The organism is Pedobacter nyackensis (assembly GCF_032678475.1).
GTDB classification, from domain to species: Bacteria; Bacteroidota; Bacteroidia; order Sphingobacteriales; family Sphingobacteriaceae; genus Pedobacter; species Pedobacter nyackensis_A.
Map to the genome: position 1 here is coordinate 65,516 of NZ_JAVTSF010000004.1, position 16,006 is coordinate 81,521.

At 40.0% G+C, this 16,006-nt stretch carries 13 protein-coding genes; 1 reads left to right on the plus strand and 12 read right to left on the minus strand.

What is annotated here, in order from left to right; all coding sequences use genetic code 11:
- Positions 1 to 120: 120 nt before the first annotated feature.
- From R2Q84_RS14215 to R2Q84_RS14245, 7 genes are all read right to left on the minus strand, one after another.
- Complete coding sequence (locus R2Q84_RS14215) at positions 121 to 1,239, minus strand: FecR family protein (protein WP_316817229.1); 1,119 nt, start codon at positions 1,237 to 1,239, stop codon at positions 121 to 123.
- A 63-nt stretch (positions 1,240 to 1,302) separates the two neighbouring features.
- Positions 1,303 to 1,869 (minus strand): RNA polymerase sigma-70 factor, encoded by a 567-nt coding sequence (locus R2Q84_RS14220; protein ID WP_316817230.1) that lies wholly within the window; start codon positions 1,867 to 1,869, stop codon positions 1,303 to 1,305.
- 128 nt (positions 1,870 to 1,997) lie between these two features.
- The gene (locus tag R2Q84_RS14225; RefSeq protein WP_316817231.1) at positions 1,998 to 3,443 is read right to left on the minus strand and encodes a RagB/SusD family nutrient uptake outer membrane protein; all 1,446 of its coding nucleotides are present in this window, start codon (positions 3,441 to 3,443) and stop codon (positions 1,998 to 2,000) included.
- Between the two features lie 27 nt (positions 3,444 to 3,470).
- Positions 3,471 to 6,929 (minus strand): TonB-dependent receptor, encoded by a 3,459-nt coding sequence (locus R2Q84_RS14230; protein WP_316817232.1) that lies wholly within the window; start codon positions 6,927 to 6,929, stop codon positions 3,471 to 3,473.
- A gap of 346 nt (positions 6,930 to 7,275) precedes the next feature.
- Complete coding sequence (locus R2Q84_RS14235) at positions 7,276 to 8,424, minus strand: FecR family protein (protein WP_316817233.1); 1,149 nt, start codon at positions 8,422 to 8,424, stop codon at positions 7,276 to 7,278.
- Positions 8,425 to 8,498: 74 nt separating this feature from the next.
- Complete coding sequence (locus R2Q84_RS14240) at positions 8,499 to 9,080, minus strand: RNA polymerase sigma-70 factor (RefSeq protein ID WP_316817234.1); 582 nt, start codon at positions 9,078 to 9,080, stop codon at positions 8,499 to 8,501.
- Positions 9,081 to 9,226: 146 nt separating this feature from the next.
- The gene (locus R2Q84_RS14245; RefSeq protein ID WP_316817235.1) at positions 9,227 to 10,054 is read right to left on the minus strand and encodes a helix-turn-helix domain-containing protein; all 828 of its coding nucleotides are present in this window, start codon (positions 10,052 to 10,054) and stop codon (positions 9,227 to 9,229) included.
- Positions 10,055 to 10,156: 102 nt separating this feature from the next.
- On the opposite strand from R2Q84_RS14245, the gene map reads away from it, so the two are divergent.
- A complete protein-coding gene (map, locus tag R2Q84_RS14250; RefSeq protein ID WP_316817236.1) occupies positions 10,157 to 10,918 on the plus strand; it encodes a type I methionyl aminopeptidase in 762 nt (253 codons plus the stop codon).
- Between the two features lie 77 nt (positions 10,919 to 10,995).
- On the opposite strand, the gene R2Q84_RS14255 is transcribed toward map, so the two are convergent.
- The 5 genes from R2Q84_RS14255 to R2Q84_RS14275 form a co-directional block, all read right to left on the minus strand.
- Positions 10,996 to 11,805 carry an endonuclease/exonuclease/phosphatase family protein gene (locus R2Q84_RS14255; RefSeq protein WP_316817237.1) on the minus strand — a complete coding sequence of 270 codons (810 nt, stop codon included), beginning with the start codon at positions 11,803 to 11,805 and terminating at the stop codon, positions 10,996 to 10,998.
- A gap of 25 nt (positions 11,806 to 11,830) precedes the next feature.
- Positions 11,831 to 13,438, minus strand: a complete 1,608-nt coding sequence (locus R2Q84_RS14260; protein WP_316817238.1) for a glycoside hydrolase family 28 protein — start codon at positions 13,436 to 13,438, stop codon at positions 11,831 to 11,833.
- Positions 13,439 to 13,559: 121 nt separating this feature from the next.
- Positions 13,560 to 13,814, minus strand: a complete 255-nt coding sequence (locus tag R2Q84_RS14265; RefSeq protein WP_316817239.1) for a putative signal transducing protein — start codon at positions 13,812 to 13,814, stop codon at positions 13,560 to 13,562.
- A gap of 58 nt (positions 13,815 to 13,872) precedes the next feature.
- Positions 13,873 to 14,439 carry a DUF1579 domain-containing protein gene (locus tag R2Q84_RS14270; RefSeq protein WP_316817240.1) on the minus strand — a complete coding sequence of 189 codons (567 nt, stop codon included), beginning with the start codon at positions 14,437 to 14,439 and terminating at the stop codon, positions 13,873 to 13,875.
- Between the two features lie 100 nt (positions 14,440 to 14,539).
- The gene (locus R2Q84_RS14275) at positions 14,540 to 15,787 is read right to left on the minus strand and encodes a DUF2264 domain-containing protein (protein ID WP_316817241.1); all 1,248 of its coding nucleotides are present in this window, start codon (positions 15,785 to 15,787) and stop codon (positions 14,540 to 14,542) included.
- Positions 15,788 to 16,006: the final 219 nt, after the last annotated feature.

Below are 16,006 nucleotides of genomic sequence, written 5' to 3' on the forward strand. Positions count from 1 at the left end.
TTGTTTTTTCAGATCGCCCTTTGTAAAATTAATGTAGTCGCTGTCGTAGACTTCTTTTCATATTCATTTTGTTTAAGGTTAATATATTTGGTTATTAATTGAAGTACCGAACGATTCCGTTTACGCTTTACTGATGTATATTTTCTTCCCTTCAATTTTAAAAGACAGTATTCCTGTTCTTTCGAGGACATCGAGTATCCGGGATACATTTTGGAACCTCGACATCGTACCTTCCATTTTAGTTAAAGGTATTTGATCCTCATAGATCACTTCCACATCGTACCACCTGGCGACTTTACGCATAATTTCATATACGTTTTCGTCATTAAACTCGAAATTCCCTTTTTTCCAGGCAATCACATCTTCAACATTTACCAGCTTGATCCCGGCTTTTCCTTCCTGGTTAATCGTAAACTGTTCGCCAGGTTTTAAAATATAGTTCGTATTTACTTTTACTGCCCCTTCTAAAAGTGTTGTTTTAACCGTAGGCTCGTCTTTATAAGCGTTGATGTTAAAATGGGTCCCTAAAACTTCAACATCCTGTTGAGCTGAATGTACAATAAACGGTTTCTTTTTATCTTTATAGACCTCAAAATAGGCCTCTCCTATTAACGTCACCTTTCTTTGCGACAAACCGGCAAATGTAAGTGGAAACTTCAAGGAAGTCGCGGCATTTAACCAGACTTTAGTTCCATCCGGCAAAATAATCTGATATTGTTCTCCATTTGCTGTAGAGAGTGTATTGAAATCTGCTTTACCTGTATTTTTCAGGTCTTTAATGCTGTACATGATCTGTCCATCAGCAGTTTTAGACACACTAACACCTGCCTGTTCTGCGATTTTACCGTTAGCAGCGTTATCAAGAATGATCTTTTGTCCGTTTGCCAGGGTCAAGGTTGCATTGTTAATTCCCGGGGTCACATCATTCATCACAGATGCGTTTAAAGACTTTTCTCTGTTTATATTGTTCAAATAAAAAATCAATGATGCACCACAAACCAAAAGAACGGAAGCAGCAATAGCTATACGTGGCCATAATTTGATGGTTTCTTTTGGAACAAGCCCCAGCTCAGATTGTAATTTACGATCTGCCTTTTCAAAATCAGGCACGGCTAAATCACTATCATCCGCATTCCCGCTGGCGCTAAGGTACCAACTCTCTACAATGGCTTTTTCCTCGTCTGTACAGCTACCTTGTGAATACTTCTCTAATAATTTATCAGCACTTTTGTTTTCCATAAAACCGAACAATAATATCCTTCTTTATGTGTAAGACGAACAAGGCTACTGAAAGTGGTAGATTTAAAAAAATAAAAAGTACAAACTCCCTAATTTTATTTTTAAAATCTTAATTGCGTTAGAAATCTGCTTCTTCACAGTACCTTCCGAAATTTCAATTTCATCTGCGATCTGTTTATAAGAAAGGTTTTGTTTCCGGCTCAGTTCGAATATCTGGCGCATCTTTTTGGGAAGCCGGGCAATTTCACTTTCAATCTGATTAGACAGCTCGTGCTCACGAACGGCGTTGTCGGTAATGAACTCGCCTTTATCAATAAATGCCTGTAAAGAAACCAGATAGTTGGTTTTAAGCTTGTTTCTGTTAACCAGATCAATTATTTTATTTCTCGTGGCTGAGTAAAGGTAGGAAGAAAGAGAAACCGTAAATATAAGTTCAGCAGATTTGGACCAGAAAGTAGCAAACACCTCCTGAACAACATCTGTAGCTTCATCATCATCACGAAGCATCTTCCTTGCATGCCGGAATAATACAGGCCAGTATCTATGGTATATTTCGGTATACGCGGCATGGTCACCGGACTTCAACAAGTCAGTCAATTCGGTGTCAGACAAGCCATTATACTTAACCATAGCAATTCATCTTATATACTGTACCGCCAAAAATACATATTGTAAATAGATTTACATATATAAGATTATTCCGGTACTGATGTTAAATCGAATCAGTACCGGAATAATGCAGGTTAAAACAGGGCTAACTAATTCTTACTATATCCCGGATTCTGGTCTCCGATAGTAGGATTGGTTAAAAATTCCTGTGCCGGTATCGGCAAAATGTACTGGACTGTATTTGAAATAGTAGGTTTCAGCATTTTTACGGTTGCCAGTGGAAACCTCAATAAAGCCATCCATTCCTGACCATCTTCCCCAACCAGGTTACGGCTAAGCTCATAAAACAATTGCAGTTGCAGCGTTTCATACGAACTGATCTGATCAATAAAAGCAAGATCGGTAACCCCCGCATGCTGCATCATTAATTTAAGAATCTGCTTTGCATCGTCCATATTACCCATTGAACGGGAGATTGATTCAGCTTTAAGCAGGTAAACTTCCGACAAACGGAAGGCATAAGCAGTTTCAGAAACTACGGTGGGTTTTCCATTTACTACAATGTACTTACTAAAGAAATGTCCTCCGGCAGTATTGTTATCCGGGATCAGATCACCGGTTACCCAGTTCCGACGCGGATCTGTCGCACCAAACAAATCGTACAGTCTTTTGGTTGCATGATGGCTTACGGTAATCTGACCTGTATAATGTGAATATAAGACACTTAGGTTGTAGCTGTTATTTTCCTGGTTTGGCTGCGGCCGGATTCCCAAAATAACCTCATTGCTGCTTAGACCCTTGGTCCTGAAAATATCTTTGGGATCATTTTCTAAACGATAAGGACTATTTTGAATGACCTGATCAGCAAGTTTGATCACCTCAGCGTAATCACCACTCTGCCCTCTGCTCATCAATACCCTCATTTTTAAAGCCATCGCAGCCCATTTGGTAGCATAGTAGTTTGGATTTTGTGAAGGTGCGTTTGTTATCGCGTAATCCAGATCGGCAAGGATAAAATCGTAGCTTTCTTTTACATTACTCCGGGCTTTTGCGATGTTTCCAAGATTAGCCAGTTCTTCACGTATCAAAATGCCATAGCGACTATCGTATTTGAACCATTCTCCATAATAGCTTAGAATTTTAAAATGGCTATATGCCCTTAAAAACCTGGCTTCGCCCAGAATACCTTGTTTTCTGTTGTTGGCGAAAGATGCATCGGGTAAAACATTTAAACGATTGATGATCCCATTTGCTGCGTTAATTGTCGCATAGGACTCATTCCATACCGAACTGATCATAGCACTTTCAGCATATCTGTTTTCTTCTTCCGGGCCATCGGATGCTCCTGCAAGATAACCGGCATAGTAAGCAGGAAGCCATTGATGATTGTCCCAGCAGGTAATATTTGTACCTCGACCAGGGATATTATACAATAAATAGTAAGCACCCCGGAGTGCAACTTCAGCAGTTTTTTGATCCAGGATAGTATTCGCATCTACCTTTGCATTTTCGGGCAATGCATTCAGTGTTTTTTTACAGGCATACTGCAGCAATAAAAGCATGCTGCAAAAAGTATAAGTGAGTATTTTCTTCATTTCTGATAAATTAACATTTGATTAAACTTAAAACCCCAGACGAATACCTAAACTGTATTGCCTTACTGCCGGATAAGCTCCGGCATCCGTATATCCACCTATGATGCTGTATGGATCATCGGTTACTTCAGGATCTAAACCGGGATAGTTTGTAATGGCAAACAGATTTACTCCTGAGGCATACACAGAACATTGGTTAATCTTCAGTTTAGTCAACAATGATTTTGGCAGCTGGTAACTTAGTGTTACCGATTTAAGCTTTATATAAGAGGCGTCATATACATCTGCACTTGAAGGTGTCGAATTTACCAGCGAAACCAGGTATGCCAGCTTTGGCCTGCTAGAATCAGGTGTCTCTGGAGTCCAGCGGTCTAAGATGCGGGTACCTTTATTGGTCAGGTTGGTTACCTGTTTATTCATGGCGTCACGCAGGTATAAAATATCTCCTCCGTAAGAAAAAGTAAAAAGTGAACTCAGGTTGAAGTTTTTGTAAGAAAAGGTGTTGGTATATCCCCCATAAAACTTAGGTTCAGCGCGACCAATGATATCTCTCTTGTTAAATCCCTCTTCATCCAGTTTATACTTAGGGCTTCCAATTGACAGATAAGGATTTGCCCCCCACTGATAAAGCATATCAACAGCTTTGTACGCTTCTAATTCTTCCTTGCTTTTTATGATGTCCAGAAAAGGCACACCATATAACAAGCCTAGTGGTTCTCCAACCTTTAAGACAGCATTTCCGAAGGTATAAACCCCTGGATTGGAAAGATCTGGAGATACATTGGAAAGTTTCAGCACTTTAGACCTGTTCCTGGAAATATTAAGGCCACCTGACCACTGAAATTTTTTATTGTTGATGAACTCCGCATTCAAATCCAATTCCAATCCTCTGTTCTGGATATTAGCCACATTGGCAATCACGTCTCCAAAGCCAGAGCTTCTGCCAACAGGTGTATTGAACAGCACGCCACTGGTATTTTTCTGGTAATAGCCGAAAGTACCAGTTAGTTTTGATTTAAATATACTGAAGTCTATCCCCAGATCTTTCTGTAAAGTAGATTCCCATTTTATGGTATTGTTACCAAGCTGACTAGGGATTAAACCGTTCTCGCCACCAAAAGAAACCGGGTTGTAAAGTGTGTAAAAAAGGTTGTTACCTATATTCTGTGTACCGGTATAGCCTGCACTCGCCCTCAGCTTCAATTCATCAAGCCAGGTGATATTTTTCATAAAATCCTCCTGTGATATCCTCCATGCAGCACCTCCTGAAGGAAAATATCCTACCCTGTTTTCTTTCGGAAATTTAGAAGATGCGTCGGCACGTGCTGTAAAAGTGAGCAGGTATTTATCTTTCCAGGCATAATTTCCCCTTAAATAAAAACTCAGCAGGGCATTTTGTCCGGATGCATTAAAAGGTGGCAGCGGAATGGCGGCCGAGGATAAACCATTTAAAAATTCGTCATCAGGAAACCCTTGTCCACTTGCCGAAAATGAGTTGAAACGATTCTTTTCAAACGATGTTCCGACAAGTAAGTTTAACCTGTTGTCTTCATTAAACTGTTTGTTCCATGTAAACGTGTTTTCAAAAAAGACAACATTATTTTCTGTTTGTCCCTGCGTACCTACTCCCCCGGCTGAACTTCTTACCCCGGTTTGACTTCCCAAAGCCAATATGCTAGGCGCATAATTCAACTGGTGATAATTACTGTGGTTAACAGATACCGTACTTTTGAATTTCAGGTCCTGCAGTAATTCATATTCTAATGATAATGAACCTATCAATGAGGTATTTTTACCCCGGTTAATCGCAGTAAGCAGGGCCAATGGGCTCTGAATGCTGGATAACCTCGAATCAGGAAGAGCGTTCCCCAATTCTGTATTCGTGATGACATGAATACTCCCGTCGGCATTATAAGGTGCAATTGTTGGCGGAGCCATCAATGCCTGAGGATATACACCATTGCTGATGTTGTTTTTTGTAAATCCGTAATCTAAATTAGTGATGATCCTGAATTTCTTGCCCAGTTGATTATCTAAGTTAATTTTCCCTGAAATCCTATCGAAATCTGACCCTTTTACAACACCATTCTGCGAAGTATAAGATAAAGACGTGTAATAACTGGACGCTACTCCACCTCCTCTTACAGAAACATCCGCATTCTGAGTAATTCCATTCCTCAATACCAGATCCAGCCAATCGGTATTGTTAGTTCCGAAAAAATCAGGTTTATTCAGGATGTTGCTTGCGATCGCATTTGGGGCCCTCCCGATTTCAGCCCTGATGTCATTGAAGTTTTTCGCAGCTTCTTTCATAATCATGATATACTGATCTTTATTCAGGAGCTTTTCTTTGATCGGGGAAGCTATTCCGGTATAATAGTTTGCTTCCAGTACTGCCTTCTGATTTACCTTTCCTTTTTTAGTGGTGATGATTACCACGCCATTAGCAGCCTTAGAACCATATATGGCCGTAGCAGAAGCATCTTTCAAAATATCAATACTTTCAATGTCATTGATATTTAATCCGGCAAGACTATTTATCCCCCTGGCGAAAGAGCCTGACACACTGGTACCACTTAAGTTGGCGGCCTCATTAGCCAAGGTAGCCTCAACCGGGTTAATCACTTCCGCAGCGGTATTTAAAAACCTGTTCTGAATGGTAACCGGAACTCCATCAATGATGTAGAGCGGATCATTTCCGCCCAATAAAGACGCCCCACCCCGAATGCGTATTTTTGCTACTCCGCCCGGTGAACCATCTCCCTGTATAACCTGCACACCTGCGGCTTTACCTGCAAGCGCATTATCAAGACTTACAAAAGGTACGTTTTTCACTTCCTGCATGTTCACAGAAGAAACGGAACCTGTAAGGTCCTTACGCCTGGTGCTACCATAGCCAACTACAACCAGGTCATTAAGTCTGTTTAGTTCTGCTTCCATACGCACTACCATACCTTGTTTTACAGGTAGTTCTTTTGCGCCATATCCTACATAAGAAAACAACAAAATTGTTTTTTCGTCAGGGACGGTAATGGTAAACCGACCATCACTATCTGTAACCACAACCTTATCGGTTCCCTTTATGCGTACACTTGTACCTGGCACAGGTGCTTCATTCTCATCCACCACACGGCCATTAATGACAATAGCTGCCAGAAAACTACTCACTTTCTCCAGGAAAGAACGGTCGCGGGGCTTAATGATCACCGTTTTACTTTCAATTGTAAAAGTGAGGCGTTGCCCGTCCAGACATTTCTTCAATGTTTCTTCGAGACTTTCCTGTTTTACCTTTATAGTAACCAGATCCGCATTTTTTAAAATCCGCGCATCATAAATAAAATCAAAGCCGCTTTGCTTCCCTATTTCATCAAATACAGCCTGCAAAGTTACCTTTGTTTCATTCAATGTAATTCTCTGGGCATATGAAGCTGCACTAACCTGGATAATTCCAGCGGTCAACAGCACAACAACGAGTTTAATTCGCATAATCCATTTGCTTTTATTTACTTCCAACAGCCTAAAAACATCATTTATCGGCAATAGAAGTTTAGCTATGTACCCATGCGGGGCACATAAAATTCTGGTAAAATTTTTATACATTTGATATTCTGGTTTTAGCGTTTTGCCTGCTTTTTTTCAGATCAGTGGCAATTACGCGGGGTTGAAATTTGTGAATACATTTTTTAGCAATCAGACGGAAACACGGGGCGTTGGTAGCGCTCCTGTTTCATCTTAGCATTATTTTCTATGGTGTCAAGGTGCTCTTTCTGAAAGTTCCATGTTGGTTTGTTTTTGGTTTAATTAATTGACTCATTTGTTTTCACTGCAAATGCTACAGTATAATCCTTACTTTCTTTTCTTTGACCTCAAAATGTACCTGATCGGTCTGTTCAATGACCTTGAGCACGGTACCTAAATCTTTATGACGGGATACAAAACCACCTAAGGCTATGTGTTCATACTTTTTAACCCCGCCTTCATATATTAAATCGACATTGTACCAGCGGGATATTTTATTCATAACACTGGTCAAAGATTCTTCATTAAATCTAAAAAAGCCATTTTTCCATGCGATAACTTCCTCCGTATCTGTCTGTTTAACCTGAATAGAATGACCTTTAAAAAGGGACTGTTCACCTGGTTTCAAAATATGCGAACCAGTGGTATAACCGACAGGTTCTACACGGACGCTCCCTTCCAATAAAGTCGTTTTAACAACAGGTTCGTCAGGATAACTACTGATATTGAAATGTGTACCGAGGACTTCAACACGCTGTCCCCCTGAAAGCACGACAAAAGGAAAGGTTTTATTTTTCGCGACCTCAAAATAACCTTCGCCACTCAACTCAAGGGTTCTTGTTTTAGCCTTATGTTTTGAAGGATTTTTATAAGTTAAACGGGATGCGGCATTCAGCCAAACCCTGGTACCGTCGGGAAGTGCGATCTGATAACTTCCGCCACGTGGGGTAATTACTGTGAGATCATCTTTTAGATCCATAATAGCATCAGGCTGAACAGCAGTTCCATCATCATAAGTTAGTCCGGTTGCATTGAATGCTATACCATTTTTAGCTGTACTCAAAGGCACAGTTTTTCCATTTCCAAGAATTAAAGAAGCAACATTTCCCCCGGGTTTGATCTGGTACGCCGCGGCCATTTTCAATTGCGCTTCTTTTAAGCGGCTTTTTGATGCCTGAAACAGATACAAGCCTGTTCCGACCGCAATAATCAATACCGCAGCAGCAGCAATTCGCGTCCATAAAGTTATGCGGTGACGAGATCCGATCTGTGCTTTGTTCACAATGGATTCATAGAGCCTGGTTTCTGTCTGTTCGCGTCGCTCCCCATTGTCCACCTCCAGCACCTCATCAAAAGAAGTGTACCAGGCATTAAATTCCAGTAGTTCCTCCTCAGTAATTCTGGCTTCCTGCCACTTTTGAGCCAAAAGGTTTATCCGTTCAGTTGAAATAGGTGCTTTCATCAGGCTTGTTTAAATAGATAGTCAAATGAAATTCAAACAACCCTACCTTTTTTGATGATTTTTTTAATAAAATATCAATATCTGATCAACAGCATCAATACAGGAAGGAGATTCCCGAAACGTGTCCTTAAAGTTTTTAGTGCGCTGGTCATATGTTTTTCAACCGTTTTTTCGGAAATGTCGAGTGCTTTGGCAATTTCCTTATTGGACAACTCCTGTTCACGGCTCATTTTAAAGACTAGCTGGCATTTGCGGGGTAAAGTATCGATGGTATCGTTAAGTTGTTGTTGTAAAAGTGCTAAATCGAACTGAACAGTCACGGGCTCTGTTGTTTCTACCCTATCAACAGCAAAAGCTTTATTTCTTAAAGCTTCTCTGGAACGTTTTGCCAGCCTGTTAATGATCTGAAATTTTACAGCAACGGCAAAGTAATTGTCGAAACTGATGCGGAGCTGAAAATCCGCCCTTCTTAGCCAAAGGTTCAAAAATATATCCTGCAATACTTCTTCGGCTTCCTGCAGATCATCTAATCGTTTACCTGCAACCACAAGGAGCTTATCCCAGTATTTTTTATAGATAGCTTTGAATGCAGCAGTATCACCAGACCGCAAAAAAGCGGCAAGTTCCTGGTCTGAATACTTACTGAAATCCCTCATAATCTGCTTACCCTATAAAAAAACAAGAATTTAATACAGCCAATATTAAAAAATTAAATTGAAAATACCTTAACAATCAGTATTCCGCTATGCCAAAAAACACACTAATCGGGCTGTGAACGGAGCATTACATCTCGTATATGACCTTACAAATAAAGCTTCAAATAAGCTAAGGGCGTCTTTCCGGTATACGCTTTAAAATCTTTCAGAAAGTGGTTGTAATCGTAATAGCCGTTTGACAGGGCCGTATCCATCAAATTAACTTCCTGATTTCCTGTGAGGCCGAGATAGGCATGCATAAAGCGTTGAAGCTGGAGGTATTCCTTGGGTAGCAAACCGATATTTTTAACAAAACTCCGTTCTAACCATTTGTAGTTAACGCCGACATCATTGCTCAGCTTCCGTACGGTACCCAGCCCTTTTGTTTTATGGATGTAGTTTAACGTTTTATTTAAGGTTTCTGCTGCTTCGATCTTTGCAAGAGAATTTTGAATATATGTTTCGACGTATTCAATCTTTTGCCCGATAGTATGATAAGTAAAAAACGTTTTTATACTAAAATTATTATTTCCGGCAATCTCCTGAAACGATAAAATTGGCCGATTTCTAAAGTACTGGGATTCCAGGCCAAATAACTGATAAAATGCAGCGGGAAAGAAACGAATGATAAAAACCTGACTGGTATTGTTGTTATATTTTACATAAACGTTTTTAATCGCACCTGCACTTACCCATGCCGATTTAATTTCGAACCTGTCATTTTCAGTTGTCACAGTAATACTGTCGTCTTCATTTGGAAGAAATACAATCACTGGAAAACCATCGTTAAATATCAGGTGAGTATCATTGTCTGGATCTTTTGAGAAAACATAATACCCTTCAATTACAGTATCAACTCCATTTGCGGGGTTAATTCTGTAATCTGTCTCATTAAATCTTCCTAGTTGTATGTGCTTCAGGTAATTTATCGGCATACTGCAAATTTACATGAAATGTAAAACACTAACGAGCATTCTGATGTCTAATATTTACTATGGGCTTAATTACAAGACCTATAACTTTGCATAAAACGGATCATGATTATAAAGACAGAAGAAGAGCTGGAAGGCATCAAAAAAGTAAGTAACGCTGTTGCGCTTACTTTGAGAAAAATGCGTGCATATACGAAAACAGGCATGTCCACGAAAGAGATTGATGAATATGGCAGACAAATACTGGAAGATCTGGGTGCAAAATCAGCTCCATTTTTAACCTATGCTTTTCCCGGTTATACCTGTATTAGCGTAAATAAAGAATTTGCCCATGGTGTTCCGTCCGAAAATGTTATCCTTAAAAACGGGGACATCATCAATATTGATGTATCGGCAGAATTGGGTGGTTTCTGGTCGGATAACGGATGCTCTTTTTTGATTGGAGAAGATATTCAGGATGTTCAGCATTTGATTGATACTTCCAGAAAAATACTGCTTGATGCAATTTCACAAATCAGTGGCGGGGTTAAACTATCCGATCTCGGGAAGTTCATAGAAACGAATGCAAAGAAAAACGAATTTACAGTTATCCGAAATTTAGGAGGACATGGTGTTGGACGTAGCTTACACGAAGAACCGGATGGCGTAATGAATTACTACGACAAATACGATAATTCAAGACGGTTCAGGAAAGACGGTGTGGTTGCCATCGAAACCTTTATCGCCACCAAATCGACCATTGCAGATACCGCAGCAGATGGCTGGGCTTTTGTCGGCAATAAAGGTGGTTTTGTAGCTCAACATGAACACACCATATTGGTTACCTCCGGCAAACCAATAATTTTGACAGCAGAAAACGGCATTTAACATAGTACGCAAACAACCAAAAGCCCCGTCAATTAGTATTACTAACAGACGGGGCCCGTATGATAAACAGCTATCCTTTATTTGCCTGTTTTAAAAACTGCAATAACAGGGCGATGATCTGAGGCATACGGTTCATCAATTACCTTGTGTTCCAACACCGGCCATTTCAAATTTTTACCAGCAATAAAATCTATGGTATGAGTTGGGGTCACTTCAGGTATTGTAAATCCACAATTTTCTGTACAGGTACGTTTAAATTGTCCATCCAGCAAGTTAATAACTTCTGTACCGGCAACAGCGTTTAAGTCACCACACAGGATTACAGGCAAAGCCGTATTTTCAAATTCTTTTAAGATACGCTCCATTTGAACAACACGATTCTCATCTGTTCTCCTTGCATCCAAATGTGTATTTGCCAATATGATATCTTGCTTACCAACTTTTATAGTTGCGTAGCCCAGTACACGCTTCTCATCAGTAACCTGCTGAGGAAGTGGGACCAATTTAATATCACTCAATTTGTAACGACTTAATACAGCAATCCCATATTCTCCGCCATCGAAATCTATAGCCTTGAAAAACTGATAATGAAGACCTGTCTTTTCTCCAAGTAATTTCGCCTGATCTGTCTTTCCGGTACGGTTCGCTCCATTTTCCACTTCCTGTAATGCCACTACATCTGCTTTGGAGTCTATAATCACCCGAGCAATGGCATCTAAATCAATCAATCCTGGCTTTGAAGGAGGGTTAGCGTGATGAATATTGTACGTTAGTACGCGTAATGTTTGATTTGCTTTCTTATCAACAGGTTTACGCTGTCCCTGCACCTCCTTCTGAGTGCATATCATTAGAAAAAGTGCAACGACGAAAAATACGGTTCTGGTCATATCATATTAGAATTTAAATTTCCGGTTAATTTACAACTTTAGTTGGAACTAAGCCAGTTGGTTTACAATTGATGAATTTCACATCTTCATCAGAAGAAGCTACTACATTTAAAGTAGCTCCAGGCACCAGAAATTGTACATTTTCAAAAATCAGTTTCCCTGCACCCAATAGATTGATTTTTGAGTCCCTGGCTTCAACCTTAGCATTTCTTACCGTAAAATTGTTTATATCGGCAGCTGCAAATAGTTTATCTGATTTGATGTCGGCATGTTCTATTCGCACATTACTTAATGGGCTTTCAGGAATACCGTTAACCTTTACAAACTGGCTTGCACTTTCGACCACAATGTTTTGGGCAACAATATTTTTGAAACTGGGCGTAAGCGGGTTGATTTCCCTTGCTGGTAATCTGTTTGCCAAGTCACCCACATGTTGCGCACTGCCCAACATATCCCAGTTAAACGCTGTACCACTAATAGCCATTCTAATTCTATCGTAGTATATATTCTCGGCACCACCACCGCGAGGTCTGCGGGTTTTAAAGCGAATGCCGCTTCCGGTTTCATCAAAAACACAATCGTGTACATACAAGTTTCTGATCATTCCCGCCGTTTCACTGCCAACAGTAATAGCGCCATGTCCTTCTCTTGCCAAACAATAGCGAATTACAATATTCTCTGAAGCTTTGTTTACACGAATCCCATCTTCACCACGTCCTGCTTTAATCGTAAAGCAGTCATCACCACTACTTAGGGTACTGTATTCTATCAGCACATTTTTTGAAGATTCGATATCGATACCATCACCACGTGGAATCCCTACAGAATTGACTGTTACCCCACGAATAATCACCCCATCACAATAAACAGGAACGATGTTCCAGAATGCAGTGTTCTCTAATGACACTCCTTCAATCAGTACATTTTTACAATTAGTAGGTGAAATGAACATTGGTGGAAGAACCGGGCTACCATTGTGACCTTCATAAATGCGCTGTGATACCGGTTTACTAAGATCTACAAACTCTTCAATGACCTGGGTAGTCATCGTCTGTGTACGAACTGAGCCTCCTTTTTCCGGGCCTACCAGGCGTCCTTTTCCTGTCAGTGCAATATTCTCCTGTCCGTTGGCATAAATACAGGCACCGAGCGACATGACCTCAATCCCTTCATTTCTGGTAAATACTGCAGGTAGGTAGTCTGCTATATCTCCACTAAAATGTAGTTCTGCCCCATCTTCCAGATGCAGGTTCACATTACTCTTTAAAGTTATACGACCAGTAAACCATCTCCCTTTAGGAATAATGGCGGTACCGCCCCCCTTAGCGTTTAAATCATCTATAGTTTGCTGAATTATCTTTGTCGCCTTTGTTCCGGTTTTAGCTCCGTTTGCAACAATACTTTCACTTAGTGCAGGGAATAAAGGTCGCTTTAATTGCGGCATTTGAAAAGGGGCATGAATTGCTGCGATGTGATCAGGAAGATTTAGCGCACCTACCTGATTTTTGAACGGAACCAGGTTCAACTGATTTGGAGATATCTTTTCTTTTCTAAAGGAGCAGGAAATAAAAAAGACCGAAAGGAACATAAGTCCTAAATAGCTTTTCAAATTTCTGCAAGCGGGATTATTCATTCTAAATTTATGTAAATGTGTTAACAAGAAAAATACTTAGAGATACTATCGCAAAATACGTCTTCCCTCTTTAAGTTTCCTAGTTGTAACCACACATTTACTAATAAATTAAAAATTCATATTATTCTTCTTCAGGAATGGCATTATTAAACTCAGCTATTAAACTGGTCGCAAATTCATAATTGATACTTGAAACTTCAATTGATACTGGGTTTGCACCACCTGCGACCACCGCGAAAGGCTCCAAACTTCCCATGAGCTCATTCCTTAAAAAGGATGGGATTTCGTGCTCCTGAAGTAACTGTTGAATGAGAGAAGCATGCATATAATCACCGTTAAAGACTTCTACAAAAGTAATACGCGTTTTTTGATTCATATAGATCAATTTACTGTTATAAAATAAGGGAATGTCCAAAAACATTCCCTTAACATTACTACCGGGAAAATTTAATCTCCATGGTTTTCATTTCCTTACCATCGGTAGTACAATACATTTCCATAATTTGATTGTTGTCGTCTACCAATTTAAATACTTCACGGATATCCATATCCTTACCCGTAGCCGGATCAACACATTTACCCTTAAAGTTGATTGATTTTGTAGCTTCGTCCCAGGTGCCTTCCATCTGCATGATGCCGGTTCCCATATTGTCTACCCAGCTTGATATAAATGTTTTCTTTGCATTGTCGTACCCCAGAAGGCTCATTCCTTCAAATGGCATACCCATCATTGTTCCTTTATGAACAGATTGCTGATACCGTCCACCCAAAATCATACTGTTTTCACAAACAGCCTTGCTTTTTGATGGTTCAGCACCTGGCTCCATCCACATGGTTACCTCAGCATTCCACTTCCCATCACTTTTTGCAATCATTTTGTGTACATCTCCTGGAGTCATATAACTCGTCCACGCTTTCATCATAGCGTCACTCTGAGCTTTAACCCCGCCTGTTATGGCTAGAAATAGCAAAACCATAACAGATAATGTTAATTTTTTCATCTCATTAGAATTAGTTTTGCCCTATCCAAATTTACAAAAAAAAGATCACAATTTGTGAGATTAACAAATTGATTTAGTGACATTAACCTACAGAACGACATTAGTCTGTATAGGCATGATCAGCCGGCAAATCAACACCTTTCCAAACCTTCTTACTTGTCCAATCTTTTGCCGGACTAGTCCAAAATGAATCATTGGCGGGCAAACCTAATGGTAATAGTCCAACTGTACAGAGATACAAACTTCCAGTAGTAATGTAATATTCGGCAAGACCTGGCTGATTGCCATAGAACCCGGCATTTAACCAGCCCTTTGTATCAAATGTTCCGGGGGCTTCGGTTAGGCGATAAATTACAAGCGACAAAGCACTACGAACCTGTGCCGGCGAAATCTCTTCAGGGAGTTTGTTAAGCAATGCCACCTGGGATAATACCTGAAATGCCCCATAACGATAAACCAATGACCGGCCAACGGGTGGAAAGGTTCCCTCAGGGGAAATCAACCGCTCTTGTATCACCGCATATCTTTGGGCACGTTTCAAAACTTTATCATAGGATATAGTACTGTCCATTTGCTTATCCTTCAAAACCTTGACAATATCCAGCATCATGGGTTGAATTACAAAACTATTGTAGTAATCCCAATGGAAATCCGGACCATCTCCATAGGTAGCATCTCCTTTATACCAATCAGCATGTTTATTTAGCGCATAAACTATGGGTTCAATATTTCCGCCATTTCCTGACTTTATCAGAAATGCTTCTATTGTGGCACTAAATAAAAGCCAGTTGTTTTGCCCTGGTTTTATACTTCGTGAACTTTTTAAGGCATTTACAACATTATCCTTGGTTTGTTGATCAAGAGGCTCCCACAACTGGGTATAGCCCCGTAATAGTCCCTGAGCGAGAAATGCAGCATCAACTAACGGTTGCTGACCATTCTTTGAACTAAAATTCAGAAAATCAGGTGACGAAGGGTCAACGGAAACGCTCAGCGCTTTGCGTGTCATACTTATATACTCCGCCCGTAACTTTCCCTCTTTTGTCTGATCGGCCCCAAGTTCCAACCAGGGAGCAATACCAGCAAGCGTACGTCCAAAAGCTTCCAGATGTGCCACATTTTTGCGATTGGGTTCTTTACATACAACCGGCATGTTTGTCCTTAACTGCGCTTTGCTTAAATTACGCAAAACAGGATCCGAAATTTTTATAAGTACTGAAACCCAATACTCACGGGAATTAGATTTTTCCAGCTTACTACCGGGTTGCTCAAAAGCAAATGAAGCTCCCGACAATGATAAAGCAAATAAAGAAAATAGTAAACAGGTCAATGACGTACTTTTTTTCATCAGTATATAATTTGTTTTCGTTGTTTATTATTGAAAATCTGCATTTCTAAATTAAAACTTTTCCACCTATATCGACCGAGATGATAATCCGCTTTAATAAGAAAAACAATTCTTAAGGCGAATTAACAGAAATAGATTGACTATTATGCCATAATAACCATGAAGTTCTGGTAAAACTTGCAGGTATCGAGCGTATAATTTTATTTTAAAATTTGTTTA